Origin of the sequence: Streptomyces sp. NPDC002793 (assembly GCF_040295485.1) — a bacterium.
Lineage (GTDB): Bacteria > Actinomycetota > Actinomycetes > Streptomycetales > Streptomycetaceae > Streptomyces.
Genome location: NZ_JBEOVL010000014.1, coordinates 78698 through 104615, shown reverse-complemented (window position 1 = coordinate 104615; position 25918 = coordinate 78698). Strand labels below are relative to the sequence as shown.

At 69.4% G+C, this 25918-nt stretch carries 26 protein-coding genes and 1 pseudogene; 16 read left to right on the top strand and 11 right to left on the bottom strand.

Annotation, left to right across the window (positions count from 1 at the left end; translation table 11 throughout):
- Positions 1 to 142 precede the first annotated feature (142 nt).
- The 6 genes from ABT001_RS16320 to ABT001_RS16295 form a co-directional block, all read right to left on the bottom strand.
- On the bottom strand, positions 143 to 1447 hold the full coding sequence (locus tag ABT001_RS16320) for a tyrosine-type recombinase/integrase (protein WP_351277431.1): 1305 nt from the start codon (positions 1445 to 1447) through the stop codon (positions 143 to 145).
- Positions 1447 to 1671: a helix-turn-helix domain-containing protein gene (locus ABT001_RS16315; protein WP_351277429.1), complete on the bottom strand. Its 225-nt coding sequence runs from the start codon at positions 1669 to 1671 to the stop codon at positions 1447 to 1449. Before ABT001_RS16315 ends, ABT001_RS16320 begins: the two co-directional genes overlap by 1 nt.
- Positions 1671 to 3116, bottom strand: coding sequence for a replication initiator (locus tag ABT001_RS16310; RefSeq protein WP_351277426.1), 1446 nt, complete (start codon positions 3114 to 3116; stop codon positions 1671 to 1673). Before ABT001_RS16310 ends, ABT001_RS16315 begins: the two co-directional genes overlap by 1 nt.
- Positions 3117 to 3267: 151 nt before the next feature.
- Positions 3268 to 4026 carry a DUF2637 domain-containing protein gene (locus tag ABT001_RS16305; protein WP_351277423.1) on the bottom strand — a complete coding sequence of 253 codons (759 nt, stop codon included), beginning with the start codon at positions 4024 to 4026 and terminating at the stop codon, positions 3268 to 3270.
- A gap of 36 nt (positions 4027 to 4062) precedes the next feature.
- Entirely contained in the window at positions 4063 to 4455 is a 393-nt protein-coding gene (locus ABT001_RS16300; protein WP_351277421.1) for a hypothetical protein, read from the bottom strand.
- Positions 4456 to 4787: 332 nt separating this feature from the next.
- On the bottom strand, positions 4788 to 5990 hold the full coding sequence (locus ABT001_RS16295; protein WP_502967474.1) for an NsdA family TPR-like regulatory protein: 1203 nt from the start codon (positions 5988 to 5990) through the stop codon (positions 4788 to 4790).
- A gap of 109 nt (positions 5991 to 6099) precedes the next feature.
- Between ABT001_RS16295 and ABT001_RS16285 the strand changes: the two genes are divergently transcribed.
- From ABT001_RS16285 to ABT001_RS16265, 5 genes are all read left to right on the top strand, one after another.
- A complete protein-coding gene (locus ABT001_RS16285; protein ID WP_351277418.1) occupies positions 6100 to 6441 on the top strand; it encodes a hypothetical protein in 342 nt (113 codons plus the stop codon).
- 483 nt (positions 6442 to 6924) lie between these two features.
- Positions 6925 to 7380, top strand: coding sequence for a hypothetical protein (locus ABT001_RS16280; protein ID WP_351277416.1), 456 nt, complete (start codon positions 6925 to 6927; stop codon positions 7378 to 7380).
- Positions 7331 to 7810, top strand: coding sequence for a hypothetical protein (locus tag ABT001_RS16275; RefSeq protein ID WP_351277414.1), 480 nt, complete (start codon positions 7331 to 7333; stop codon positions 7808 to 7810). Before ABT001_RS16280 ends, ABT001_RS16275 begins: the two co-directional genes overlap by 50 nt.
- 524 nt (positions 7811 to 8334) lie before the next feature.
- On the top strand, positions 8335 to 8754 hold the full coding sequence (locus ABT001_RS16270; RefSeq protein WP_351277412.1) for a hypothetical protein: 420 nt from the start codon (positions 8335 to 8337) through the stop codon (positions 8752 to 8754).
- 2 nt (positions 8755 to 8756) lie between these two features.
- Positions 8757 to 9176: an Imm10 family immunity protein gene (locus ABT001_RS16265; RefSeq protein ID WP_351277410.1), complete on the top strand. Its 420-nt coding sequence runs from the start codon at positions 8757 to 8759 to the stop codon at positions 9174 to 9176.
- Positions 9177 to 9291: 115 nt separating this feature from the next.
- Here ABT001_RS16265 and ABT001_RS16260 read toward each other — a convergent pair.
- Positions 9292 to 10556: pseudogene (locus ABT001_RS16260) on the bottom strand (tyrosine-type recombinase/integrase).
- Between the two features lie 939 nt (positions 10557 to 11495).
- On the opposite strand from ABT001_RS16260, the gene ABT001_RS16250 reads away from it, so the two are divergent.
- The gene (locus ABT001_RS16250) at positions 11496 to 11888 is read left to right on the top strand and encodes a hypothetical protein (protein ID WP_351277407.1); all 393 of its coding nucleotides are present in this window, start codon (positions 11496 to 11498) and stop codon (positions 11886 to 11888) included.
- A gap of 504 nt (positions 11889 to 12392) precedes the next feature.
- On the top strand, positions 12393 to 13742 hold the full coding sequence (locus ABT001_RS16245; RefSeq protein WP_351277405.1) for a tetratricopeptide repeat protein: 1350 nt from the start codon (positions 12393 to 12395) through the stop codon (positions 13740 to 13742).
- Positions 13743 to 13937: 195 nt separating this feature from the next.
- Here the strand turns inward: ABT001_RS16245 and ABT001_RS16240 are convergent, their stop codons facing one another.
- The 3 genes from ABT001_RS16240 to ABT001_RS16230 form a co-directional block, all read right to left on the bottom strand.
- Positions 13938 to 15116, bottom strand: a complete 1179-nt coding sequence (locus ABT001_RS16240) for a hypothetical protein (RefSeq protein ID WP_351277402.1) — start codon at positions 15114 to 15116, stop codon at positions 13938 to 13940.
- A 156-nt stretch (positions 15117 to 15272) separates the two neighbouring features.
- A complete protein-coding gene (locus ABT001_RS16235; RefSeq protein WP_351277399.1) occupies positions 15273 to 15491 on the bottom strand; it encodes a DUF397 domain-containing protein in 219 nt (72 codons plus the stop codon).
- A 14-nt stretch (positions 15492 to 15505) separates the two neighbouring features.
- Positions 15506 to 16354 (bottom strand): helix-turn-helix domain-containing protein, encoded by an 849-nt coding sequence (locus ABT001_RS16230; protein WP_351277595.1) that lies wholly within the window; start codon positions 16352 to 16354, stop codon positions 15506 to 15508.
- A 225-nt stretch (positions 16355 to 16579) separates the two neighbouring features.
- On the opposite strand from ABT001_RS16230, the gene ABT001_RS16225 reads away from it, so the two are divergent.
- The 3 genes from ABT001_RS16225 (at position 16580) to ABT001_RS16215 (ending at position 18519) form a co-directional block, all read left to right on the top strand.
- Positions 16580 to 17059, top strand: coding sequence for an ATP-binding protein (locus ABT001_RS16225; protein ID WP_351277396.1), 480 nt, complete (start codon positions 16580 to 16582; stop codon positions 17057 to 17059).
- Between the two features lie 60 nt (positions 17060 to 17119).
- A complete protein-coding gene (locus ABT001_RS16220) occupies positions 17120 to 17527 on the top strand; it encodes a hypothetical protein (RefSeq protein WP_351277394.1) in 408 nt (135 codons plus the stop codon).
- Positions 17528 to 17694: 167 nt separating this feature from the next.
- A complete protein-coding gene (locus ABT001_RS16215; RefSeq protein WP_351277392.1) occupies positions 17695 to 18519 on the top strand; it encodes a hypothetical protein in 825 nt (274 codons plus the stop codon).
- A 67-nt stretch (positions 18520 to 18586) separates the two neighbouring features.
- Here ABT001_RS16215 and ABT001_RS16210 read toward each other — a convergent pair whose 3' ends face one another.
- Positions 18587 to 19054, bottom strand: a complete 468-nt coding sequence (locus ABT001_RS16210; RefSeq protein ID WP_351277390.1) for an HIT family protein — start codon at positions 19052 to 19054, stop codon at positions 18587 to 18589.
- Positions 19055 to 19279: 225 nt separating this feature from the next.
- On the opposite strand from ABT001_RS16210, the gene glmS reads away from it, so the two are divergent.
- From glmS to ABT001_RS16180, 6 genes are read left to right on the top strand one after another with little or no spacing between them, the layout of a single operon-like run.
- Positions 19280 to 21127 carry a glutamine--fructose-6-phosphate transaminase (isomerizing) gene (glmS, locus tag ABT001_RS16205; protein WP_351277387.1) on the top strand — a complete coding sequence of 616 codons (1848 nt, stop codon included), beginning with the start codon at positions 19280 to 19282 and terminating at the stop codon, positions 21125 to 21127.
- A 42-nt stretch (positions 21128 to 21169) separates the two neighbouring features.
- Positions 21170 to 21538 carry a holo-ACP synthase gene (locus ABT001_RS16200; RefSeq protein ID WP_327122262.1) on the top strand — a complete coding sequence of 123 codons (369 nt, stop codon included), beginning with the start codon at positions 21170 to 21172 and terminating at the stop codon, positions 21536 to 21538.
- Between the two features lie 4 nt (positions 21539 to 21542).
- On the top strand, positions 21543 to 22988 hold the full coding sequence (locus tag ABT001_RS16195; RefSeq protein WP_351277385.1) for an NAD(P)H-hydrate dehydratase: 1446 nt from the start codon (positions 21543 to 21545) through the stop codon (positions 22986 to 22988).
- Positions 22989 to 23026: 38 nt separating this feature from the next.
- On the top strand, positions 23027 to 23413 hold the full coding sequence (locus tag ABT001_RS16190) for a DUF488 domain-containing protein (RefSeq protein ID WP_351277383.1): 387 nt from the start codon (positions 23027 to 23029) through the stop codon (positions 23411 to 23413).
- A 60-nt stretch (positions 23414 to 23473) separates the two neighbouring features.
- Positions 23474 to 24628, top strand: coding sequence for an alanine racemase (alr, locus tag ABT001_RS16185; RefSeq protein WP_351277380.1), 1155 nt, complete (start codon positions 23474 to 23476; stop codon positions 24626 to 24628).
- Positions 24629 to 24680: 52 nt separating this feature from the next.
- Entirely contained in the window at positions 24681 to 25907 is a 1227-nt protein-coding gene (locus tag ABT001_RS16180) for an alpha/beta fold hydrolase (protein ID WP_351277378.1), read from the top strand.
- Positions 25908 to 25918 lie beyond the last annotated feature (11 nt).

Here is a 25918-nt window from a genome sequence, read left to right as displayed (position 1 = left end):
TGCGTCGGTTGGAGGGCGAGGTGCAACCTCGCCATCCGGGGCGACGCAAACCATGTTGGGTAGCAGTCGCAAATTTGAAGCCCCGCCAGGTATGTCCTGGCGGGGCTTCTGCGTGGGATGACGGCAGTAGTTGACGGCAACGTCAGCGGACGAGGGCGGCGCAGGGTGGCGGTTCGTCGCCATCGCCGTTGGTTGTTTCGGTGATCGTGGGGCTTCCGAGCGCGGTGCCGAGGGCGTCGATGGCGTCACGCTGGAGGCGGAGCCTGACGTGGGCGTAGACGGTGGCGGTGACGCCGATGTGGGCGTGGCCGAGAAGTTCCTTGATCACGACAAGTTCGACTCCCTGTTCCAGGAGCAGGGTGGCGGTGGAGTGCCGGAGGTCGTGGAAGCGGATGCGGCGGAGGCCGGCCTTGCGGAGGAGCGTGGTGAAGGCGCGGGTGAGGTTGGTCGGATCGATCGCTCTGCCCTGCGCGGTGGTGAACACGTGCCCGCTGTGCTGCCACGTGGTGCCCGCGGCCTCACGTTCGCGCTGCTGCTGCTCGCGGTGGAGCTTCAGGGACTGGAGACACCGCGTGGGGAGGGCGATACGGCGTTCGGAGGCCCGGGTCTTGGTGGGCAGCGTGGTGAGCCCGCCTGCGGCGGTCCGCTGAAGGGTGCGGCGGATGGCCGCGGTGCCCTGGTCGAGGTCGAGATCTTCCCAGCACAGGCCGAGGAGTTCGCCCTTGCGCAGTCCGGTGTGGAGGGCGAGTTCGAACAGCGCGTGCAGCCGGTGACCTCCTGCGGCTGTGAGGACCTGGCGGGCCTCATCGGCGGTGAGGGGTTCGAACCGTCGGGGCCGGGGTGTGCCGGTGCGGACGTTGCGGGCGACGTTGCGCGGGATCTCCTCCTCGCGGACGCCGTGTTCCAGGGCGGACTTGAGCACGGAGTGGATGTAGGTGAGTGTCAGTGGGGAGAGCAGCTTGCGACAACACTGCCCGACGGCACAGCAACGGGGCTCACGGGCCGTATCGATACCACGCTCGCAGCACTGGCAGGTGGTGCGGAGCTGGTTGAGCCAGGGGCGGACGTCCTTGGCGGAGAGCTTGGCGAGCTTCTTGTTGCCCAGGCCAGGGATGAGGAACCGGTGGACGCAGGCGGTGTAGCGGGTGTGGGTGTTCTCGCGAAGGTGGTGGACGGCGACGTTCTCCAGCCAGTACGTCAGGTACGCGGCCACGCTGCCCTGCGCGGAGGGCACGGGAAGGCCGCGGTTGCTTGCGGCTATCTTCTCCGTGAGCTTGGCCAGGGCGTCTTTGCGGGTGGTGCCGTAGACGCGGACGCGGCGGCGGGTGTTGCCGGGCGCGAGGACGTATCCGGCAGCCTCCCAGCGGCCGTCCTTGCGCTGGTAGACGGTGCCGTCGCCGTTCGCGCGCACGCGGCGGGAGGCGGGGGTGTCGCGGGGCGTGGTCATCAGGCGGCTTCCTGGTCAAGGCGGGTGCGGATGAAGTCGGTGAGCGCGTGGGCGGGGATGCGGCGGGCGCGGCCGAGGGTGATCGAGGCGAGCTGGCGGGTGCGGAGCAGGTTGTAGACGGCCGAGCGGCCGAGCTGGAGACGGGCCATGACCTGCGGAACCGTCAGCAGCTCCCCCGGCGTGCTCGGCCCCTGGTGGGGTGTGGCGGGTGCCTGCATGGTCATCAGCACCCCCCTTCGGCCGCGAACTGCCGTGCGAGTTCTTTGCGGTGCCAGACGGCGGCTGCGAGCAGCGAAGCGCCGGGGCTGTAGCCGGTGCCGAGGTAGGCCCAGTGGCCGACGACGAGGGTGGTGTCCGGGTCGGTCTCGGGCAGGCCGGTGCGGGCGCGGGCCTGTGCGGTGCGCCAGGCGCGGCGGGCGGCGCGCAGCGCGCCGAGGGTGGTGGAGTAGCGGCGGGACTTGGTGGAGAAGTGGCCTCGGAAGCCGAGCATGTGTGCCCACTTCCAGAGCTTGAGGTGGGCGAACTCGGGCAGCCTGCCGAGTTCCCAGCAGGTGCGGATCATCTGCCGCACGTGGCGGGCGACTGCGAGCCGTGGCAGTGGGCGGGCCTGGCCGGTGCCGTCGCAGGCGGTGCAGGGGAGCGGGGTTCCGTGGGGAAGGAGGGTGGCGCCGCGTCCCTGGCAGGGGCGGCAGAACAGGGCGCGGTCGAGGGCGCCGGAGGCGTCGGCGGACTTGGTGGCGTACTTGGCCACGTAGGCGGCCACGGCCTGATCGGTGAATTCGGCGTCAGCGCCGAAGGCGGCGATCTCGCGTACGTCGAGCTGTTCGCCCCAGGCGAGTTCGCGTTCCCCGACCGCATCCGACTCGACCATGACGCGGACCCGGGAGGCAGCGGCGCGGACGGTGTTGGTGAGAATGGCGACGGTGGCGTACGGCGGCGGGGGCTGGCTGGTGCCGTCCGGGCCGTCGAGGCGGATCACGGCGTGGAAGTGGACCAGGCCGCGCTGCTGGTACTCGGCGACCTTGGCGAAGGAGACCCGCAGGGCCGCGTGGGCGGCTTTCTGGGTCATGCCGAGCCGGGCGGCGAGCTCCCGGCGCAGGTAGGTGGTGAAGCGGGCCCACAGGGCGGAAGCGTGAGCGTTGAAGAGGACCGCGCCCGCGTAGTCGTACGTCGCCGGATTCAAGGGCGTCCCGATCAGGGCGTCCGTGGGTTCGTGGAGCTTGCGGCAGCGGCAGGGCCGGATGTCGCCGCCGGGGGTGGTGGGGCGGTTGTGGACGGGGCCGAAGGAGGGAGCAGTGAGGGTGGCGAAGACGCGGGGGTGGGTGCGGACGGTGTCGGGGACGGTCTTGCCGCCGGAGAGGCCGGCGCGGATGAGGTGGTAGGTGTCGGCGGCGTAGAGGCGGGAGCAGGCCGGGCAGCGGGAGGAACGGCGGTTGCCGCACGTGGTCAGCAGGCTGCCGGTGGGCTCGTCGGAGGCGGTGTAGGAGCGCAGCACCTCGCCGGTCGTGGTGTCGACGGTGGTGCTCTGGCCGGTCAGGCGGACGGGTTCGGTGCAGCCGCCGAGGTGTTCGATCTGCTGCTGTACGCGGTCGAAGTCGGGGTGGTTGACGAGGTGGAGCAGGTCCCGCACGGCGGGGCTTGCCACGTGGCGCAGGTCCAGGGTGACCATTCGGGGCGTGTCCCTTCTGTCCGGGTGGGGCCCCGAGCAGCAACCAGCGACGCAGGAAGCCGTGTTGGTGCTGCTCGGGGCATGACGAACCAGGCCCATCGGGCGGGCGTGGGGTTCGGGGAGGGGTGATCCGGCCGGTGGCCGGGGTTGCTCAGAGCTGAGCGAGGGCGGCGGTGGCCACCGGCAGGGCGACGCCCATGCGGGTTGCGAGCTGGGCGGCGGTGACCGGTGTTCCGTGCTCGGCGTGGTGGGTGTCCGCGATGCGCCGAGCCGCGTTCAGCAGTGCTGCGGGCAGTGCCGGGCGAGGGCCGGTGGCAGGAGCCGTGGTGGCGGCCGGGGCGGACTCGGGGACCTCGATCACGGCAGGCACTTCGGCCGGAGGTGGCGCAGGTATCGCGGCGGGGACCGGCTCAGGGGCCGGGGCCGCCGTTTCGGGAGTGTGCGCCGAGGTGGGCACCGGCTCAGCGGTGGGCGCGGGGGTGATGGTTGCGGTGGTGTCCTCCCGGTGTGCGTCCGTGTGGAAGTGGGCGAGGAAGGCGGGGCCGACGTGGCCCCAGCCCAGGAGCAGGAGCGGGGCGACGGTGTCCAGGCAGGCCCGGCCGTAGCGTCCGGTCAGCAGGGGCTCGGCGGTGTTCAGTGCGAGGGTGAGTAGCCCGCACAGGTGCAGCAGCCGGGTGCCGGCCTTCAACTCCGCCTTGGGAACGCCGCGCAGGGCCAGGAACCGGAGCGCTACCAGAAGCCCGATCACGGACAGGTCCACCATGGGCGCGATCAGCGGGGCGATCGGGCGCGGGACGCCGAGCCGCAGGGCGAGTGCCCAGACGTTGCCGAAGGAGAAGACGAAGGCCAGGACCGCGATCACGGCCATGACCACAGTCACGGTGTGCCGGGTGAACCGTTCCTCCGCCATGCGCGGGCCTCCTCTCAAGGCGTGGGACCAGGGCTTTCAGGGCTTGGCCAGGGGGACGGCCGTACCGTCAGGGCCGTCGTCGTCGCCGGGGTTGGTGTGGCCGGTGGTGTCGAGGAGGGCGTCCAGGCACAGGGCGGGGTCGGCGGTCAGGTGCGAGGTGGCTTCCGCGATCCGGGCGGCGTCGGCGTCGGAGACGTAGGGGGTGCGGATGCGGGTGAAGCCGGGGCGGCCCTGCATCGCCATCACCGCGACCCCGACATAGGCGGGATCCTGCAAGGTGACCGGGCTGGCGTCCGGCCAGTTGCGGATGTCGTCGCCCAGCGCGGCCACCGCGGCTTCCACCGTCTTCTGCGCGAACGACAGCCCCACCGGGCACACGTCGCGGATGAACGTCGGGATGGCATCGCCGGTGGTCTTCTCAGCCAGCACAGCAGACCACCTGGGGCGCTGCCCCAGACCCCGGCCCTCTCTCTGAGGGGCAGGGGGTCGAGTTAACGTGCGGCTTCGTCGTGGTGTGGGGTCGTGGGTCGCGGGAGGGGTCCCTCGCCGCCCGGTCACCGGAGGCGTACCAGGAACCCCCGGGGGCCGCCAAGGCCGAGCGCACGCGTCACGGTGTGAGCCTTGGCGGCCCCCGGGGAACCCTGGTCCGGCGAAGCTGCCCGACCGACGAGGGCCCCCTCCCGCTCAGGCCGGCTTCTTGCTGGATGCCTCGGCGCCAGCCAGTGTGCGGTCCCTTCCGTGCCGTGGTGCACCAAGGGCGGTCAGGACACCAGTAGCTCGGCGACTTCGGCCACGTCTCGAAAGGCCCTCAGGCGGTCCAGCACGATCCGCGTGCGCTCTGCCGTGCGTTCGCTGCCGCTCTGCCCAAGAGCGAGCATGCGGCTCGTCGTCTCGGCGGCTGCCTCGGGCTCGTTGGCGTCGGCGTAGGCCACGGCCAGCCACGAGAGATACAAAGCCAACTCCCTTGAGTGGCTGGCATCGTAGCGTTCGAGCACGTCCGTCAGCAGCGGCACGGCACGCAGCGGGCGTCTCAGCTCGGTGTAGACGCGGGCCTCCATGACCTGCAATTCCCCGGCGTTCATCCAGTACAGGTATGACGGCGATTCGGTGCCGGCCGAGTCCTTGGCCAAGGCCTCGGTCGCTTCTCCCAGTGCGGCCATCGCCGGTCGGTCCTGCCCGGCACGGGTATGCGCCCAAGCCACCCGGTCCAGGTACAGCGCACGAGCCTTCGGCGGGGCGTCCAGACCGGCGTCCTCCAGTGCGGCGCGGGCCAGCCCGACCGCGTCGGCAGTCCGCCCGGTGTTGCTCCACTGGTAGGCCAGCGAGCCCGCAACGTTCCCGGACAGTACGCCGTCCCCGGCGGCCCGTGCGGCACTCATGCCGAGCCGGTAGATACGCTCCGCCTCGGCATGCTCTCCCGCGTCGGAAGCGACCCACCCGGCGATCTGTGCCAACTCGCTAATAGTCCGCAGCAGTTCGCGGCCGACCTCTTCGGTATGCACTCCCTCGCGGTAGAGCTTTACCGCCGCTCGCAGCTCGCGCAGGGCGGGTCCGATCAGGTCCTTGCCGTACACCACGTCGTCGGCCAGCCGCAGGCCGTGGACCCGCTGGGCCAGGTCGGCCACCTGCCCGGCCCCGATCCGACGACCCGAACGGGCGGTCAGTGGGGACAGCGGGTCGCCCTCGGGCAGGAAGTCGGCCACGGACCGTACGTGCGCAGCGCACTCGACAGGCGCAGCAGCCTTCGCCGCTTCCAGCATCTCGCGCGGGACCTGAAGCACCCGCGCGAGGAACGGCAGCCACTCGCGTGGGGACCGCTTCCCAATCTCCCAGCGGGACACGTCATTTCGTGTCGGAGGAACACGCCCAGGCGCAGCCTCAGCCAGCGCCTCGGCGAGCCGCCCCTGACTCCACCCTCGCGCCAGACGCAGCCGCCTGACCAGTTCCCCGATCGTCTCTCGCACCCAACCAGCTTGGCAGACAGCAAGGCAGACACGCTGGCTACTCCCAAAGGCTCACACCAGCGAAACCATGATCAATAGTCCCGAGGCGAGTCGAGGAGAGGGAATCAGGATGGCCGAGCGAGCGACACAAGAGCCCGGAGGCATCACGGCGCAGGGGCCGCGACTGCTGCCGTGGACCGCCGAGGGCGGAAACCCCTGTTACCTGAGCACCGACGGCCAGGGCTACCTCACCAACCTCGCCGACAACATCGAAGCCATACAGCTGGGCATGGGTGAGGACCTGCTGGGATACGCCCGAGACGTCATGGCCCCTGACGCGAAGACTTTGTCGGCGACCGAATACCGCTGGCTGGCCCGCCGGCTGACCGAAGCCCTCTCCGACGCGCTCAGGGTCGCCGACTCGCGCGGTCAGCGCCTCACCGACCCGGAAGAGGTGACCGAGGATGTCTGACTCCGCGAACACCGACGCACAGTCCCGCAGCGCCACACGAGGGCGCTACCGATTCCGCGAGTACCACGTGACCACCGTCCCCGACCCCCTGGCTCTGCCGGCCTTCACGGCGCCCTGCATACTCCGGACGAGTTGACGCACTGGATCGCCGAACACTGCGCCACCACCGGCCATGGGCTGTATGAGCAGACCGTCCGAGCCATACTCCGTGCCGAGCCCGGAGCGTGGCAGTAAAGTCCCCCTGCGTCGTCACCGTGCCAGCGGCAGCACTACCATGCGTCCCGCGCTCCTGACGGCAGTAGCGACGGCAACAACCACGGATTCCCCCGCACAACCACGGACACCAGCGGAACCCGAAACCACCGCTGATCTGCGAACATGCAGATAGAGGGGGTCGCGTAGCACACGTACTATGTGCTTGCAGGCGTCACACCGGTACTCGTTCACAACTGTGGTCCTGGCGTTGCAACTGAAGATGATGCAATGCTCGCTCTCGGCCGTGCGGACGAGTTGCAGGCATCCCGCAATGACTACTTCATGGCGGATGTGAAGGGCACCACGGCCGTCATTGGTGTCTTTAACTCAAAAACGAAGGCATTCACCACTCGTATCGGCATCAACGGCGGTGGCGCTATGCCTTCCGGCTGGACACTTCGACCGGTGGAAGAGTTCGTGCAGGCCGCTGGGCATGCAGAACAAGGGATTCTTAGCAGTTTGGGCCCCAATGAGCATGCCGTGTTTGGTGCAGCGTCGAGAAACTTCTGTGTCGCCATCTGTTCACCCATGCTGAATGTTCGTGGGGGTGACAGTGGGTGGTGCAGGGCTACGTGGTCACGCTGCACAGAACTCGCCATTCACGACCTTCTGGGCCACTGGAGACTAGAGAGACATGACGATTTCGCCGGAACTACAGGCAATTTCGAACGCTTCGGACTCTGAACTGGTGCTGATCTGTGCCGCAGCGGCGGAGCGAGGTGCTGCCTTCTGTCGAGCCCTCGGTGGATCGGAGCAGTCTGAGTGGGTCGATGCCTCGCTCGGGCTTGTCTGGGCGGCTGCTGCTGGAGGTTCCACTCAGGACGAGTGTGCTGAGGCGCTGGATGAGCTGGAGATGGAATCTCAGGATGGCGAGGATGATTCCTCTCGACCCGAGTTCTATGTGGCTCAATCCGTGGCGCTGGTCGGAAACGCTCTCGCGGTTTCGTTGAGGCCGTCCGCCGCAAAGACTGAGATGGCTATCAACACCATCAGGTCGTTGCTCTCCATGCTCGACTTCAAAATGGGAGGAGAGAAGCCCGTGATCCTGAGATATGGCGACCCCACCCCCCCCGGCGGGGCCTCTGGTTCAAATGGAGATCGGTGCAGAGCGTGAAGTAATTGACCTTCTAGCTCGCGAGGCAGCAGCTTCTAGTCAAGGCGCGCCTAGCACCTCGTCTGTGAATCAAATCCAGGCATCATCGACCGAATTTGGCGCGAGGCTGACGCCTTCCATCGAAGAGGTTGCCGCGCTTAGCAACTGGGAGCTCTAGCGGTGCGCTGAACCGTCAAAGCCCCGCCGGCAAGGACGCTGGCGGGGCTTTGACGGCAACGCTGACGGCAACGTCAGTGGACGCCTGCGGCGGAAGGTGAGCCGCCAGAGTCATCACCCTCGGCGTCGAGCGCGTCGTTGAGGAGTTGCCGGCCAGCGTACGGCCCCCTGACCATGCCCGACCCCAACCCGAACAGGACACCGGCCAAAGCCCACTCCACCGCCCTCACGCGCGTAGCCGTCTGACGGCAACGCCGACGGCAACAGGGGCGCATAGCACGACACTTCCACGCACACCCACGGACTGGCCGGATTCCGCTGACCTGCGAAAACGCGAATGACAGCACCTCAGCACGCACACGTACTATGTGCTGGCGGGGGCAACTCCGGTCCTCGTTCACAACACTGGCGGCAGCGGCCACATCTGCGATATCACCGCGACAGCTCCTGACGGGAGCACGCGTGTCGATGTGAAGCTGGAGAGCGGAGATATGACTCCGGAGGAGGCTGCTCTCGGCTATCCCAATAATTCCGCTTTCACACACACGGAGCACCGGTTCTCGCGTATGGCAGGTGCCTCCACAGGACCGAAGGTCTCACTTCCGAACGATCCGTTCGCTGGTAAGTACCCGTTGAGTCCTGGTGACGCGGTGACGATGCAAGGCCAGCTTCCGCCCTGCTCAAGGTGCAAGGGGGCGATGAACCGCATGGTCAGGGAATTGGGAGTGTCGGTTACGTATGCATGGGACGGGGTCAAGGGCGCCGGAACATGGAAGGCGAGGGGCTAGCGATGAGACTGACCGCCACAGAGGTCGGGTTCTTTGAGGACTGCGAGGACGAGGAGGCCCTTGAGGTAGGCGTCAGCGGGATCGACGACGCTGGCATTCAGAGATCATTCTCGATCCAGCGATCCACCTATGAGCCAGACGAGCAGGAAGTGCAGTCTGGGATGGACTCCTACAACGTCTCGAACGAGCAGGGGTTCACGGTTTACGGCTGTCTGCGGCGCGTGCATCTTAACGGCACGCTGCTGGCCCTGGAGTTCACAGCTGAAGACGCGGAGATTTTTGAAATCTCAGCTCTCGTGGAAGTGGACCTGCGTGATTCGGGAGTCGATAGCACGAACCTGTCCACGAAGCTGAGTGAGATCTTGGACTGGGGAGCCCCCGAGAAGCGGCCAGAACTGATCGGGCTGAACGTTTCCGAGTAGCCGTCTGGTGAGCGAGTTTCTCGCTATACGCTGACGCTGGCCGTTCAGCTCGATGCGTATGGGCCCCGCCCGGAAGTCTTTCCGGGCGGGGCCCATACGGCGTTTGACGGCAACGTCAGCGGACGATGGCTGCGGCGGGTGGGTCGGGGCCGTCGTCCGCTGAGCCGAGGGTGTTGCCGAGGGTGTCGATGGCTTGGCGTTGGAGTCGGAGTCGTACGTGCGCGTAGACGCCAGCAGTGACGCCGATGTGGGCGTGGCCGAGGAGTTCCTTGATCACGATGAGGTCGACGCCTTGTTCCAGGAGCAGGGTGGCGGTCGAGTGGCGGAGGTCGTGGAAGCGGATTCGGTGGAGTCCGGCCCGGTCGAGGAAGCTGCGGAAGCGGCGGGTGATGTTGGCGGGGTCGAGAGGCCGGCCGATAGGGGTGGTGAAGACGAGGCCGCTGTCCTGCCAGGCTGACCCTGCGGTCCAACGCTCCGTGTCCTGTTGCTGTTTGTGCACCTTGAGGGAGTGGATACATTCGGTGGGGAGGGTGATGCGGCGTTCGGATGCCCGGGTCTTGGTGGGCAAGTGGGTGAGGCCGCCGGTCGGGTGCGCTGGAGCGAGCGCCGGATGCTGGCCGTTCCGGCGTTGAGGTCGAGGTCTTCCCAGTGGAGGCCGAGGAGTTCGCCCTTGCGGAGGCCGGTGCGCAGGGCGAGCTCGTACAGCGCCTGGAGCCGGTCGGCGCGGGCTGCGTCGAGGAACTGACGGGCCTCGGCCGCTGTGAGTGGACGGAAGTGCCTGGGCTGGTGGGTGGTGGTCTTCACGTTGCGGGCGACGTTGCGCGGCAGCTCGTCTTCGCGGACGGCGTGTTCGAAAGCGGACTTGAGCACCGGGTGCACCTAGGTCACGGTCAAGGCGGACAGCCGTTTCTGGCAGCACTCGCCGACCGCGCAGCACCTCTTCCGCTCGGCGTCGAGTCCTTGGTTGCAGCACTGACAGGTGGTGCGGAGCCAGTCGAGGAAGGTGCGTACGTCCTTGGCGGTGAGCCGTGCGACTTTCTTGGTGCCGAGTACGGGGATGAGGTGGAGGCGGACGCAGGCGGCGTAGCGGGCGTGGGTCCTCTCGCGAAGCCGGTGAACGGCGACACTGCCGAGCCAGTACGTCAGGTAGTCACCGAGCATGCTGTCAGCAGTGGCGACCGGCAGCCCGCGGTTGCTGTCGGCGATCTTCTCAGCGAGCTTGTCGGCGGCGTTCTTGCGGGTGGTGCCGCAGACGCGGACGTGTTTGCGGGTGCCGTTGGCGGCGAGGACGTAACCGGCGGCTTCCCAGCGGCCGTCCTTGCGCTGGTAAATGGTTCCTTCGCCGTTGGCGCGGGCCTTCTTGCGCTTGGGGGCGGTCATCGGGCGGCTTCTTCAAGGTGGCGCTGGACGTAGTCAGCGAGGGCGCGGGCGGGGATGCGACGGGCGCGGCCGATGGTCAGGGAGGCGAGGCGGCGGGTGTGCAGGAGGTCGAAGGGTGATGGTAAATGACACCTCAAGAAGGTGACGAAGTCATCGTCTCCTGTGAATCGGCGAGTGCCCGAGTGGTATCAGTGAGTTTACGTGAAATCACGCTCGGATGGCGGGGGGGGGGGAATCGACAACTCATCGAATTTTCGCTGGAATGGTCAATCGGCTCTGCCGCGTGGGGAATCGGCCCTGGATTGAGGGCCTTTCCAGCTCGAACCGGCACCCGCTGAGCTTCGAGTTGGTGACCTCTGCGCGGTGTCCATCCCGCCGACGCATCTGTACGTAGCACACTACGAAGAATATGATGTCCCCAGAAATCTCGGTTAGGCTCCAGCGCCGACGGCGGGAATATACGTAGTGCCACCCATAGTGGGTCGATGCAGTCCCGGTAGCCGTGGAGAGGCTGGCCTCGGCGGTTGCGTCGAACTCGGTGAAGAAGAAGATGGGTATTACGCCGTCGTCGTCAGGGTGGGTGGCGTGCGCAATAATCTATTCGGTGAAATGCTGCACCGGGCGATCGCGGTAGGGTGGGCACATCCTCCTCCAGCGCCGCCGCGACAACGGCCTGTGGGTGCTGTCCGAAGGCGGCATGGACCTCACCGATTTCCTGCCAGGTGTAAAGGGGGGAAATAATGATGGTCTCCGGGATAATAAAACAAATCTGGGACTACGGCTGAAGAAGGCGAACGATTGTCGGCTCTCGAGTGGCACGTTCGGAGAATCTGGGATGGTCAGATTCTGGAGTCCACCCGTTGGGGTGAGGGCCAATGGTGATGGGTGGCCCGCGACCCGCGTAGGTGCCGCCCATGGCAATCGGATAGGAGATGTACGGTGTCGACGATTGAAGTGGATGCGAGGCGGCTCGCAGAGCTGATCAATGTATCTAGTTGCACGTCCATCGGTTTGCTCGAACCGTCTGCACTGCACGCAATGATCGAGGAGTCGCCTGAGATCATCCAGGTCGGCATCGGACACAGATCGACCTTTCGGGGAACTTACGGGGATCGATATTCGATCTCTGATGATTTCCGGAACAATAGGTTCGGCTGGAGCGGATTCTTCGGTGCTCTCGATGAGGACGACTCTCCGATCGGCTTGTTTTCACTGCGAGGCGGAGGATGGAGCCTGATCGGAATCACAGACGAGGACGTCGAATCCGTTGTCGCAGCTCTAGTACGCCCCCCTCTTTCGCATAAATGGCCGCAGGGTGCTGAACGCGCCTGACTGGCTCCAGCCCCGCTGACGGCAACGCAGCCGGACGCCCGCGGCCCCACGAGGTTCTTGGGATCCGGGTGGCGAGGAGTTTGCGCTGGTCGAGGACGGCGGTCAACGAACTCAATGGGTTCTCGTCCAGGACGTAGCGGACGTGCGGCGGATCCGGTGGCGTGCGCTGCACCCGGCCGCCGAGGGTCTCTTAGCGCGAATGGACCACCTGCTCGGCCTCGTGCAGGCCCGCCCCTCCCCACGGGCGTAGCGCCACCCAGACGGGCCGGATCGCCTGCACCCGACGATCGCGCGGCACGTCGGCGTCGACCTCGTGGCGGGTCAGGGTCCTCCAGATGAGCCCACCAGCCGCTCACCGGGCGACCAGCAGAAACGCCAGGGCGCGCGCCCATACGCCCGAGCGTATGTCAGGCGCGGCGCACGGCTCAGCCGCGTCGACCGTGCTGTACGTGAAACCGCCGAGGCGTCAGCAGGTTTCGGAGGCGAGCGCTATGGTGCGGGGCCGTGGACGCTACTGATCTTGACCGCCGGGCCCGTACGCGGTCCGGCTGCATTCCGCCGGAGCATGTCTCACGGCTGCTCGCACGCGGCCACGACGACGTGGTGAAGCTTCAGGCCGGACGCGGGGAGTGGTTCTGCGCGGTGGCTTGGGCGCGGTTGCCGGGTGAGCAGGGTCGGCAGCCCGAAGCGTCGGAGGTGCTCGCCCCGTACCTGGCGACCGGCTGGTGGACGGCCGTCGTAGCCGCAGCCGAGCTGCTGGAGGGCTGGGGTCGCGTCGACGAGGCGATCGAGATCACCCGGGTTCGCATGGAGGCCGGGCACCCGCTGGCGCTGGAGTCCTACACCCGTCTGCTTGCCCGGCACGGCCGCGCCGATGAGGCGTTCACCCTGCTGCGTCCGCACATCGGCGAGCTGTCCCTCGCCGAGGCGCTGGTCGACATCGCAGCCACCGCCGACCACGACGAGGAAGCCGCCGCGCTGCTCACCGCCCGGGCCGAGCACCGGTGTTCAGATTTCCCGTGGTGCTGCCGAGGCCTCGATCGCGGCGCGGCGATCGGGCTGCTCGCCACGATCCGCGAGCGCCAGGGTCGTATCGATGAGGCGATCGCCCTGCTGCGCGCCCGGGGTGCCGCCCCGGTCAACGGCCAGGACCAACTGACCGATCTGTTGGTCCGGCACGGCCGGACAGGGGAACTGCGCGCCTACGCGGCGATCGAGGAGCTGGGGTATGCCGGGCAGTGCCTCGCGGAACTGCTGGAGGAAAGCGGTGACGTGGAGGGCGCGATCGCCGTGTACCGGCAGGCCGGCGACTCATCCGTCGGCAGGGGCAACAGGGCGGTGCGGCTCGCGCAGCTCCTGGCCCGACACGGCCGGGGTGACGAAGCGATCGACGTGATGCGCGTCCAGGCCGACGCCCACCCCGGGGAGGATTGGATCCTCCATGCTCTGTCCGGTCTGTGCCTCGACCAGGGACGCCCCGAGGAGGGCCTGGCGCATCTCGACGTCCTCGCCGCCGCCCGCGGGGGCGAGGAGGAATGGGACCTGTACTGGATACGGCTCCCGCTGATCGCCGCCTGCGACGGCGTCGACGAAGCGATCGCACGGGCTCGTTCCCACCCCGAGGGCGCCACGTCGTACGCGGCGACGCACATCGCCGAGCTGCTCGCCGGTGCCGGACGTACCGAGGAGGCTGTCGCCGTCCTCGAGCAACACGCCTCCGCGAATCGCCATGACCTGGCCGACTACCTCATCGATCTCGACCGCGTCGAGGACGCCCTCGCTGTACTCCAGCGGTGCACCCCCCGGCCGCCCCGGCCGGCGGATGGTCCCTGGCACGACGATCCCCCGTTCTGAGGTCCTGCCCGGGTTCGTCCCTCGGGTGGCGAACCGGCGCCTGAAGCGTGGCCGACCGGTCGCCCGGGGCTGACGGGGCTTGATCCAAGGCCCGCCGTCCCGTCGTGCTCACCGCGCCTTCGGCCGGCGGCCTTGAGGCTTTCCCGTCGGCACGGGCACCGGCTCGGTCATGGAGCGGTGCTGCATGGTCTCGAGTCAGCCGAAGTGCTGGAGCAGTTGCATTGCATCGGAAAGGTCTCGTTCGACGCAGGCTGCCAGGGCCGCGCGGGCGGCTTGAGGGTAGGGGGTATGCGGGCTTTCGAGCTGTTCGGCAAGGGCGTCGTTCCAAGTCGCCATCTGGCGCAACGCCATGTCCAGGGCCCCGGGATCCTCATCGAGCAGGGCAGCCGCGAGGGCGAGTGCGTCGGCGCGGTCGGTGCCCTGGAGCGCCGGGATGTCGGCCAGGCGGGTGCGAACGAGGGACGCGGTCTGCGCTGGGCAGAAGGTGGCGAGTGACACGAGTACGAAGCGAGCGGCGTCGCTCTCGCGGTCCCATAGTGGGACGAGGCTCGGAATCTGTGCCACGGCTGAGTCCCGCAGACGCGTGAAGTGCCGGAGGTCGACTCGGCCGCCCATCGCATTCCAGTCGGCGAAGCGGGTGCTCGCGGCATCGACTTGCGAAGCGAAGCCGAGCAGCACGTGGAGCAGGCTCGTTCGGGCACCTGGCGACAGGGTGTGCGAGCGGGCCAGTTCGGCCAGGTAGGGGGTAATCAGCGCCGCGTCGGCGCCCTGGGCGGGCATGTGGTGTGCCATATCCAGCAGGTCCGCCAAGAGCTCCCGGAGGCCCCCGTCGATTTCCTCGATCTCCTCGAGGAACGCTTCGTCCATGAGGAACTCAAGAAAGTGTGGAGCGGTCCCATGGGTTCCGTACATCCGCTTCGCGACGGCGATCGCCTCACGGATCTCTGTCCTCGGGACCCCGAAGTCCAGGCCTTCCCACTGCGGTGCGCGCGGCAGCAGGGACCGCAAGCTCGGTACCGGACCGGGGAGCACGGAGCGGGCCGTGGCGTCCTCATGAACGAGCCCGTTGTGGGAGAAGACAGGTACACCGCCCGCCGCATTGTAGAAGTACGTGAGCAGGGCACCGCCCCGGCTGCGGGCCAACGCTGCGAGCCTGCGCTTCTCGTGCTGCAGGAGAGGCGCCAGTTGCTCCGGCCCGTCCTCGGGTACCGGGTAGACGGCGATGGAGGCGACGTTCCACAACCTCTCGCCCTTGTTCGTATGAACCGCTACGAATCGGCATCCCGCGTCCGCCAGTTTCCTTGCGACCTCGCGGGCCACCGCCTCTTGAGGGAAGACGAGCACCCTCTGCACACCCATGTCCATGCCCTGCAACCCCCCGGGTCTCCGTGGGACTCACCTGCGCTCCGGCGGCCGAGTGCCCCCTCATCACCGCGCTTCACGAGCGAGCTGTCCGCACCGCGGCTCGGCGTCCCGGGTGCCGAGGGCGTCCTTGCCTCCTCGTGGTGGCGCGTGGGTTCCGCCGACAGCTCAGCCGCTGGTGTGGGTGGCGGACGGCTCGGGCCGTTCGAAGGCGCCGGAGACCACAGCTTTTATGAAGTGCTGCAGTGCGTGGGGGCCTGTGGCGACGATGACCTGGGGGACCTTGCTGTCGCGGAGGCGGATGGTGCCGTCGGGGGCGATGAGGAGGTTGACGCAGTTCGAGGCGTCGCCGCTGTAGGAAGACGTTCGCCATTGGTAGGCGGGCACTTGGGTTCTCCTTGTCAGAGTTGCTGTGCGATCCGGTGGATGAAGTCGCGGGACTCGGAGGAAGGCAGGGCCGCTGGTTCCATGCGGTCCAGGACCGTGCGGTATTTGGTGAGCTGGGACTGCGCGTCCAGGAATTCGCAGCCGTGGTGGGTGTCGAGTTGCACTGTGTCCAGCTGAGGTACGCGGCCGGACAGGTAGTCGATGGACTGGCCGGTGCCGGGGAATCCGCTTCCGAATGGGATGACTCGCACGACGACGTTGTCGTGTTCGCCCATATCGATGAGGTGTTGCAGTTGGGCGCGTGCGACCTCGCGCCCTCCGAACCCCATGCGTAGGGCTGCCTCGTGAATCAAAGCCGTGTAACGGACCGCCCGGCGGCCGTGGAGAACGCCTTGCCGCTTGATGCGGTGGGACAGGCGGTGTTCCACCTCGTAGGGCAGCAGGGGCGGTGCGACTTCCTGGAACAGTGCACGCGCGTGATCGGTGGTCTGGAGGAGGGCGGGGATGTGGATGACGAGGCAGACTCGAAGCTCCACCGCGTGGTGCTCGAGCTCGGCGAGGTCGATCAACGCGGTGGGGAGGTGGTCGCGGTACTCATCCCACCACCCCCGTGTTCGGCCGCCGGTCATCGCGCAGAGCGCTTCGATCAAGGACTCGTCGGCGCAGTCGTAACCGCGGGCGAAGGCGCGTACGCGTTCGGCGCTTACGGCATAGCGGCCTGCCTCGATGCTGCTGATCCTGGCCTGATTGACCCCGAGGAGCTCAGCAGCGGCAGTTGAGGTCAGGCCCGCGTGCTCGCGGAGTTTGCGCAGCTCCGCGCCGAGCCTCTGCTGCCGGAGGGTTGGGGTGGTGCTCGGCGGCACGATTCTCCGTTCTGCGTACATGCGCCCGGCGTGTCACTCACACGAGGGCAATTGAGAAGAATCCCTACGGTTCATTGGTAGCTATATCAGCGTCGGGCATACGGTGAGGCGCAAGCCACTCGACCGGACAAGCCCGTAAGTCGGAAGCGCACCGCGTCCCGCGACACTGCCACCGCACGTTCCGCCACCGAGTGAATCAACTTCACCTCCCCGCAGGAGACTTACGTGAACACCGTATCGCCGCAGGCCCCCTGGTCGTACGTCCTTCAACTCCCGCACGACCAGCGGGCGCCGAGGGTGGCGCGCATGACCCTGCGGGCCGTGCTGACCGGCCATGGGATGGCGGAACTGGTCGACACCGCCGAGCTGCTGGCGTGCGAGCTGGTCACCAACGCATACCGGTACTCCGCCGGGCACGCGACCCTGCGGCTGCGCCCCATGGAAGGGGACCGGCTCAGGGTCAGCGTGTGGGACACCAACCCAGTGATCCCGGCCCCGTTCGACCAACCCCCAGGGGTACGCGCACCACTGCGTGACCCCGCGCCGGACGCCCGCACCGCCGATGGAGGGCGGGGGCTCTTTCTCGTGCAGGGCTGCGCCGACAACTGGGGTGGTTATCCGCTCGGTGACGACCTCTGTGGGTGGCGCGGCAAGCTGTTGTGGTTCGAGCTCGCGCCCCGAGCGGAGCTGGTCCGCGCGGCGTGAACGTGTTGCCCGGCTTAGCGGTTGGGCCGTGTGCGCCGGCCCGGCGGGCAGACTGCGCTCATGCAGCTCCCCGCCGAAGCCGTTGTCGCCACCGCGCTGATCGAGGTCGTAAGGATCTCCGCCCTTCCGGCCGAGCAGGGCTCCCCGTACCCCGGCGAGGTGGTCGCCCTCTGGGCCGGGGACGAGGCTGCCGATGCCTTGGCCTTGATCGAGACCCTGCCCGGCAGCGAACAGCACCGGTGTGGCTTCTCGCCGGGCTGGGGCATCAGGGTGTACGAGGAATCCCTCGACCTGGTGCTGTTCGAGGCGGCATTCTGCTTTAGGTGCCACGAGGTACGCATGCACGGAGCGGCCGTATCACCCGCGCTTGCCACGCAGTTCTTCGACGCGGACGCCTCGTCGGCGCAAGGCCTCCTGGCCCTTTCCGCGCGGCGGCGTGATGTCGGAGCCTCCGTCACGTCGGAATGAGCGTGCGCGTGGCAGACGCCGAGTCCGAGGCGGACACGCATCCCCCGGCTCGGAGTCGGTGGTGATCACCCTGTTGGGCACGCGTGCCCACCCTGTTGGTAATCTGCCGCACCGCCTACGGCCGGTGACTGCCGGTCAGCCGGGCGGATCCCATTCCTGCATGACCCATGAGGTGCGTATTGAAGACTAGTGGCAGAACCGGCGCTGCGGGTGTAGTCATCGGGGCACTGGCCCTCTCGGCGTTCGCGGCTCCCGCGGCACAGGCTGCGGATACCGGGATCACGGTTTCCCGGGTCGTGGTCAACGGTGGCAAGTCCATCATCGTGGGCACCTCGGACGTGAAGGAACCGTCCCTCACCTTCCGGGTCACCCTCCCCCGGGGCTACACCACGGCCGACTGGTCGGCGTGGAGCGCGAGCCCGTTCCTATACCACGACACCACCGCGGCCAAGGGGGCGGTGAGTGGGGGTCTCCGCTCAGGCTTCACCTGTTACGAGACGAGTCTCCAGATCGCGGACTGCGAGGGCAGCCTGTACATCGATCCGCGCTACGACCTCGACTCGAACAACGACGCCACCACCTGGAAGATCGGCGTCCTGACGCAGCTTTGGAAGCCCAGTGGCGGGCTCAAGACGGAGAAGGCCATCACCGTCCCCGGCACCGTGAAGGTCAAGCGTTGGGCCAAGGCCACGGTCAACGCCTCGCCCGAACCGGTGACGAAGGGCAAGACGATCACCATCACCGGCAGCCTCAAGCGGGCGGACTGGGTGAAGCACACGTACACCGGTTACGCCGGTAAGACGGTCAGCCTGCAGTTCCGTAAGAAGGGCAGCTCCGTCTACTCCACCGTCAAGACGGCCACGTCGTCCGGTACGGGCGCGCTGAAGACCACCGTCAAGGCCTCGGTCGACGGCTACTGGCGCTGGACGTTCGGAGGCTCGTCCACCTCCGGCACCGCCACCGCCGCAGGCGACTACGTCGACGTGCGCTGAGCAGGGCCGTGCCGGCGTCCCGCCTCCTGCGGGGCGGGGCGATGGCACGGCAGCCGGGCTCCGGACCTCACACGCCGTCCGGACGCCCGCCGAGCCGGGCCCGGAGCGCAAGGGCCATCCGGTCCGCCTGGTTGGCTGTCACACGCGCGGACTCCGGGGCCCGTAGCAACTCGAAGACTCCCGGCCCCCGTTGCTCCCGCGGCAGCTCCGCCGTGCGCGGCACGATGTGGAAGTGCACATGGGCGAAGCCCTCGGCCTCGGCGAACTGTACGACGTAGGTCTTGTCGCAGCCGGTCACGTCGCGGAGCGCCCGGGAGAGGTGGACCTGCCACGTCCCCAGCGCGGCGGCCTCCGCGTCCGTGAGGTCGTGGACGGCCGTGACGTGGCGGCGCGGCAGCAGCACCAGCCAGCCCGGGAGCGCCGTGCCGAAGGCGTGGGCCACCCGCCAGTACTGGTCGGAGGACACGCGCTCCCGGGGCGGCAGTGCGTCGAACTGTGCTTCCTTTTCGCACGGGTAACACGCGGGTGGCGTCATGGTCCCGGAGCGTAGAACCGTACGGCCGGGCACGCACCGGGTTACGCCTCATCTCCTCCGCCGTCCGAAGGGCGTGCCCAGCCGGACGGGGGCCGCTCGGATCAGGGCTGTCACCCCGGAGCCTTCGCGGCTGACGACACGTTCACGGGCGGGCAGACACTTTTGGCGCAGCGGCAGGCGCCGCCGGGCCGCCCCCACCGAAGGTACCGGCCTTATGGTGGCGATATGTGCGGAATCGTGGGTTACGTCGGTTTGCAGTCGGCGCAGGACGTCGTCGTCGCGGGGCTGAAGCGGCTGGAGTACCGGGGGTATGACTCCGCCGGGGTCGCCGTCCTCGCGGACGGGGGGCTGGCCTCCGCGAAGAAGGCCGGGAAGCTCGTCAATCTGGAGAAGGAGCTCAAGGACCGGCCGCTGCCCGCCGGTAACACAGGCCTCGGACACACCCGTTGGGCCACGCACGGCGCGCCCACCGACGCCAACGCCCACCCGCATCTCGACAACGCGGGCCGGGTCGCCGTCGTGCACAACGGGATCATCGAGAACTTCGCGGCGCTGCGCGAGGAGTTGGCCGGGCGGGGGCATGACCTGGCCTCCGAGACCGACACCGAGGTGGTCGCCCATCTGCTCGCCGAGGCGTACTCCTCGGGCGGGGACCCGGGGGAAGCCATGCGACAGGTGTGCCGTCGGCTGGAGGGCGCGTTCACGCTCGTCGCCGTGCACGCGGACGAGCCGGACGTGGTGGTGGGGGCCCGGCGGAACTCGCCGCTGGTGGTGGGGGTGGGGGACGGGGAGATGTTCCTGGCCTCCGACGTGTCCGCCTTCATCGCGCACACGCGGGACGCGATCGAGCTCGGTCAGGACCAGGTGGTCGAGCTGCGCCGGGACGGGGTGACGGTCACCGGTTTCGACGGCCGGCCCGCCGACGTACGCGAGTACCACGTGGACTGGGACGCTTCGGCCGCCGAGAAGGGCGGTTACGCGTCCTTCATGCTCAAGGAGATCGCCGACCAGCCCAAGGCCGTCGCCGACACGCTCCTCGGCCGCGTCGACGGCTCCGGCTCGCTGCACCTCGACGACGTACGCATTCCGCAGGGCGTGCTCCGCGAGGTCGACAAGGTCGTCGTCGTCGCCTGCGGGACCGCATTCCACGCAGGGATGATCGCCAAGTACGCCATCGAGCACTGGACCAGGCTGCCCTGCGAGACGGAGCTCGCCAGCGAGTTCCGCTACCGCGATCCGATCCTGGACCAGCGCACCCTCGTCGTCGCCATCTCGCAGTCGGGCGAGACGATGGACACGCTGATGGCGGTCCGGCACGCCCGTGAGCAGGGGGCGAAGGTCCTCGCCATCTGCAACACGAACGGGTCGACCATCCCGAGGGAGTCGGACGCCGTCCTCTACACGCACGCCGGACCCGAGGTCGCCGTCGCCTCCACCAAGGCGTTCCTGACCCAGCTCGTCGCCTGCTACCTGGTCGCGCTCTACCTCGGACAGGTGCGCGGCACCAAGTGGGGCGACGAGATCCGCACCGTCGTGCGCCAGCTCTCCGAGATGTCCGGCGCGGTCGAACGCGTGCTGGGGACCATGGAGCCGGTCCGTGAGCTGGCCCGCTCGCTGGCCGCCCACGACACCGTGCTCTTCGTGGGCCGGCACGTCGCTTACCCGGTGGCCATGGAAGGCGCACTGAAGCTCAAGGAGCTCGCCTACATGCACGCCGAAGGTTTCGCCGCGGGGGAGCTCAAGCACGGGCCGATCGCGCTGATCGAGGAGGGGCTGCCGGTCGTCGTCATCGTGCCGTCCCCGCGCGGCCGTTCGGTGCTGCACGACAAGATCGTGTCGAACATCCAGGAGATCAGGGCCCGTGGCGCCCGTACGGTCGTCATCGCCGAGGAGGGCGACGAGGAGGTCGTCCCTTACGCCGATCACCTCATCAGGATCCCGGCAACGCCTACGCTGCTTCAGCCGCTGGTCGCCACCGTGCCGTTGCAGGTCTTCGCCTGCGAACTGGCGACGGCCCGGGGCAACGAGGTGGACCAGCCGCGCAATCTGGCGAAGTCCGTGACCGTCGAGTGAGTGACCGTCGAGTGAGTGACCGTCGAGTGAGTGAGTGAGCGCGTGATCATTGGGGTCGGGATCGATGTGGCGGAGATCGAACGCTTCGGCGCCGCGCTGGGGCGTACGCCGCAGCTCGCCGAGCGGCTCTTCCTGGAGCGGGAGCTGCTGCTACCGGGAGGGGAGCGGCGGGGGATCGCCTCGCTGGCGGCCAGGTTCGCCGCGAAGGAGGCCCTGGCCAAGGCACTCGGCGCACCGGGCGGGCTGCTCTGGACCGACGCCGAGGTGTGCGTCGAGGAGAGCGGCCGGCCCCGGCTGGAGGTGCGCGGCACCGTGGCCGCCCGGGCTGCCGAGCTCGGGGTGCGCAGCTGGCACGTGTCGCTCAGCCATGACGCGGGGGTGGCGTCGGCCGTGGTGATCGCGGAGGGTTGAGCACATGCGACATGCGTACAGCGTCGAGACCGTACGGGCCGCCGAGCGGGCGCTGATGGCACGGCTGCCGGAGGGGGAGCTGATGCGGCGCGCCGCCGCCGGGCTCGCCGTGGCCTGCGGTGACCTGCTGCGGCGCAACGGGCGGGTGTACGGGTCCCGGGTGCTCCTCCTCGTCGGCAGCGGCGACAACGGCGGCGACACCCTGTACGCCGGGGCCCGGCTGGCCCGGCGCGGCGCCGGCGTCCGGGCCCTGCTGACCTCGCCGGACAAGGTCCACGCGGCCGGTCTCGCCGCCCTGCTGGCGGCGGGCGGGCAGCTCCTGGACACCCCAGCAGGGCTGAGCCCCGTCGACCTCGTCGTCGACGGGATCACCGGGATCGGGGGGCGCGGCGGGCTGCGCCCCGAGGCGGCGGAGCTCGTACGGGCGGTCACGGGGGGCCGCGCGCCCGTGCTCGCGGTGGACCTGCCGAGCGGGGTCGAGGCCGACACGGGACAGGTGCTCGGCGAGGCCGTACGGGCCGACGCGACGGTCACCTTCGGGACGTACAAGCCGGGGCTGCTCGTCGACCCGGCCGCCGAGCACGCGGGCGCGCTCCGACTCGTCGACATCGGCCTGACGGCGGAACTGCCCGTACGGCCGGACCTGGAGGCCCTCCAGTACGCCGACGTCGCGGCGCTGCTGCCCGTGCCCGGCGCCGAGAGCGACAAGTACCGGCGCGGGGTTGTCGGGGTGGCCGCCGGCTCGGAGCGGTACCCGGGCGCGGCCGTCCTCGCGGTCGCGGGGGCGCTGCGCGGCGGCGCCGGAGCGGTGCGGTACGCGGGCCCCGGCGCCGACGCGGTGCTCGCCCGCTTCCCGGAGACGCTGGTCCACCCCGGCCGTCCGTCGAAGGCCGGGCGGGTGCAGGCCTGGGTGGCCGGGCCGGGGCTCGGCGACTCCTCGGCCTCGGCGGCGGCGGTGGCCGATGTGGTGACCGCCGGTGTGCCGGTGCTGATCGACGCGGACGGGCTGCGGCTGATGGACGCCGGGGCCGTCCGCGAGCGGACCGCCGCCACCGTCCTCACCCCGCACGCCGGCGAGGCCGCCGCGCTGCTCGGCGTGGAGCGCGAGGAGGTCGAGGCCGGGCGGCTCGCCGCCGTACGGGAACTGGCCGCGCGCTACCGCGCCACGGTGCTGCTGAAGGGCTCGACGACCCTGGTCGCGGAGCCCGGGGACGTGCCCGTACGGGTCAATCCGACCGGCACGTCCTGGCTGGCCACGGCGGGCAGCGGCGATGTGCTGTCCGGGCTGACCGGCTCGCTGCTGGCCGCCGGCCTCGCGCCGCGCGACGCAGCGTCGGTGGGCGCCTATCTGCACGGGCTCGCGGCGCGCCGGGCCTCGGACGGGGCACCGGTCGCCGCGCAGGACGTCGCGGACGCCGTACCGGCGGCATGGCGGGACGTGCGGGCCTGAGCCACGCTGGAAGCCACAGGAACGCGAGGTGATCGGTCGTGGGCAGCGGCAGCAGGATCCGGGTACGCAGGGTGTACGACCCGCCGGAGGACGACGACGGCACCCGCGTGCTGGTCGACCGGCTCTGGCCGCGCGGGATCTCCAAGGAGGACGCCGCGATCGACCTGTGGGCCAAGGACTTGACCCCTTCGAAGGAACTCCGCACCTGGTACCACGAGGACCGCTCCGGCACCCGGTACGACGACTTCGTGGACCGCTACCGCACCGAGCTCGGCGACCCCGCGCACACCGAGGCCGTCGCACAGCTGCTCGCCCTGCTGCGGCAGGGCGGCGCAGTCACCCTCGTCACCGCCGTGAAGGACGTCGAGGCCGGCCATGTCCCGGTCCTCGTCGGGCATCTGGAGCAGGCCCTCGACCACCGCTGACCGCCTCACCGGGCAGAGAGGTCGAGGGCACGGGCGTACGGCTCTGAGACACTGGGCGCGATGAACGAGACAGCGACCCTGAGAGCCCGTGCCGAGATCGACCTCGCCGCGCTGCGCGCCAATGTGCGTACGCTGCGCGCGCGGGCGTCCGGAGCACAGCTCATGGCCGTCGTGAAGGCCGACGCGTACGGGCACGGGGCGGTGCCCTGCGCCAGGGCGGCGCTGGAGGCCGGTGCGACCTGGCTGGGAACCGCCACCCCGCACGAGGCGCTCGCACTGCGGGAGGCGGGGATCGACAGCCGGCTGATGTGCTGGCTGTGGACGCCGGGCGGCCCGTGGCGCGAGGCGGTCGAGGCCGGTATCGACGTCTCGGTGAGCGGGATGTGGGCGCTCCACGAGGTCGTCGCCGCCGCCACGGAGGCCGGTGTGCCGGCCCGGGTCCAGCTCAAGGCCGACACCGGCCTGGGACGCAACGGCTGCCAGCCCGCCGACTGGCCGGAACTCGTCTCGGCGGCCCTCGCCGCCGAGGACGAGGGCGTCCTGGAGGTCACCGGCCTCTGGTCGCACTTCGCCTGCGCCGACGAGCCGGGCCACCCGTCGATCGCGGCCCAGCTGAACGTGTTCCGCGACATGGTCGCGTACGCGGAGAAGGAGGGCGTCCGGCCCGAGGTGCGGCACATCGCCAACTCCCCGGCGACGCTCACGGTGCCCGGGTCCCACTTCGACCTCGTCCGCACGGGGATCGCGATGTACGGCATCTCGCCCAGCCCCGAGCTGGGCACCCCCGCCGACTTCGGGCTGCGCCCCGTGATGACGCTCGCGGCCTCCGTCGCGCTGGTCAAGCAGGTGCCCCCGGGCCACGGCATCAGCTACGGGCACCACTACACGACCCCCGGCGAGACGACGCTGGCGCTGGTGCCGGTCGGCTATGCGGACGGCATCCCACGCCATGCCTCGGGCCGGGGCCCCGTCCTCGTCGGAGGCGCCGTACGCAGGATCGCGGGCCGGGTCGCGATGGACCAGTTCGTGGTCGACCTCGGGGGAGAACCTCTGGAGGCCGGTGCGGAAGCGGTGCTGTTCGGGCCGGGGGACCGGGGCGAGCCGAGCGTCGAGGACTGGGCGCGGGCGGCGGACACGATCGCGTACGAGATCGTGACGCGCATCGGTGCACGCGTCCCCCGCGTCCATCTCCACGAGGACTCCGGCCGGGACTGACAGCCGGGCCCCGGCGGTGTGGTCATGATCTACGACGAAGGAGCGCGGCACGGTGAGTGAGACCGGTGCGCAGGACGTGGTGGCGACGGCGGCCGTCGCGGCGGCCGGCTGGCGCCGGGCGGGTTTCGCCGGGGCGGCGATAGGCGTCCTCGCCGCGGGCGCGGCCGCGGGCGTCGCCGTCGAGCGGCTGACCGTGGGCCGGGGCATGCGCAAGAAGGCCCGCCTCGCGCTCGACGCCTCCGGGCCGTACGGCTCGCTGCGCGGCCTGCCCGGCCGGGCGGTCGCGGACGACGGCACCGAGCTGTACTACGAGGTCGACGAGATCGAACCGGACGGTGGCACGGGCCGGGCGGGCGACGCCTCCGGGGCGCGTGCACCGGCGGGCTCCGGACCTCGTCGGCGCAGGCTCTTCGGCAGCAAGGACCCCGCACCCCTGACCGTCGTCTTCAGCCACGGCTACTGCCTCGGCCAGGACTCCTGGCACTTCCAGCGGGCCGCGCTGCGCGGCTTGGTCCGCACCGTCCACTGGGACCAGCGCAGTCACGGCAGGTCCGAGCGGGGCAGGGCGCAGGCCGGGGGCGTACCGGTCGGCATCGACCAGCTCGGCCGCGACCTCAGGGCGGTCATCGACGCGGCGGCTCCCGACGGCCCGCTGGTGCTGGTCGGGCACTCCATGGGCGGCATGACGATGATGGCGCTCGCCGACCGGTATCCGGAGCTGATCCGCGACCGGGTGGCGGCGGTCGCGTTCGTCGGGACGTCGAGCGGCAAGCTCGGCGAGGTGAGTTTCGGGCTGCCGGTGGCGGGGGTGAACGCGGTGCGCCGGGTGCTGCCCGGGGTGCTGAGGGCGCTCGGCTCGCAGACCGAGCTGGTGGAGCGCGGGCGGCGGGCGACCGCCGACCTGTTCGCGGGGCTGATCAAGCGGTACTCGTTCGGATCGCGGGACGTGGATCCGGCCGTCGCGCGGTTCGCGGAGCGGCTCATCGAGTCGACCCCGATCGACGTGGTGGCGGAGTTCTACCCGGCGTTCACGGAGCACGACAAGAGCGCGGCCCTGCCGGTCTTCCGCGGCCTCCCGGTGCTGATCCTGGCCGGGGACAAGGACCTCGTGACGCCCAGCTCGCACAGCGAGGCCATCGCGGACGAGCTTCCGGACGCGGAGCTGGTCATCGTGCCGGACGCCGGTCATCTGGTGATGCTGGAGCACCCGGAGACCGTGACCGACCGGCTCGCGGACCTGCTGGTGCGGATCGGCGCGGTTCCGGCAGGGACGGGCTGATCCTCTACCGT